At 70.6% G+C, this 670-nt stretch carries 2 protein-coding genes; both read left to right on the forward strand.

All coding sequences use genetic code 11. From position 1 onward, the window contains the following. The coding region (locus ACT84W_RS05770) for a hypothetical protein (RefSeq protein WP_444328528.1) at window positions 1–390 on the forward strand (390 nt) is incomplete at its 5' end. Continuing rightward, window positions 378–670: hypothetical protein (locus ACT84W_RS05775; RefSeq protein ID WP_444328529.1), on the forward strand; the 293-nt coding region annotated here is incomplete at its 3' end. The genes ACT84W_RS05770 and ACT84W_RS05775, both read left to right, overlap by 13 nt.

Consider the following 670-nt stretch of genomic DNA (forward strand, 5'->3'; position numbering starts at 1 on the left):
TACGGCGGCAGCGGCGCGAACCGCACCGTCACGGTCGAGGGCCTGCTCCCCGCCGACGTGAGGATGACCATCTTCGGCCCCGTGACCAACCCCCGCGTGGTCGTGGCCCAGGGCGAGTTCTCGAACACCTACGGCGCCAAGGTGACCGTGCCGGGCGGCTCACGGCTCGTCATCGACGGCTCGAGCCACCCGAAGAGCATCCAGCTCATCGGCACCTACGGCGAGGTGGAGGACCGCTTCGCCGACGGCGTGCGCGGCGAGGGCGCGGGCTCCGGCTCATACTGCTTCGAGCAGCTGCGCCCGGGCACCTCCACCGTGTCGTGGGACGGCAGCTTCGGATTCACGCTCACGACCTTCAGGGAGGAGGGCGAGCCGCCGTGGAGCTCATAGTGGCCGATAGCGCGGGCAAGACCCTCTTCCCGCTCGCGGACTTCGAGCTGGACATGGACTCGGGCTGGGGCGACGGCGTCGACAACACGTTCGACTTGATCGTGCGCGACGCCTCCGCCCCGCTCCCGGAGGCCGCCTGGCGCGTCTACGCCGACGGCACGGAGATGGGCGGGCGCGTCGAGGGCTTCGAGCTGAAGACCGGCCGCGCGTCCTCCGAGCTTCACTGGACCGGCTCCACATGGTCTGGCGTGCTCGCAAAGCGCCTGCTCTGGCCGGACTC

This window comes from Paratractidigestivibacter sp., assembly GCF_052362415.1.
GTDB lineage: Bacteria > Actinomycetota > Coriobacteriia > Coriobacteriales > Atopobiaceae > Paratractidigestivibacter.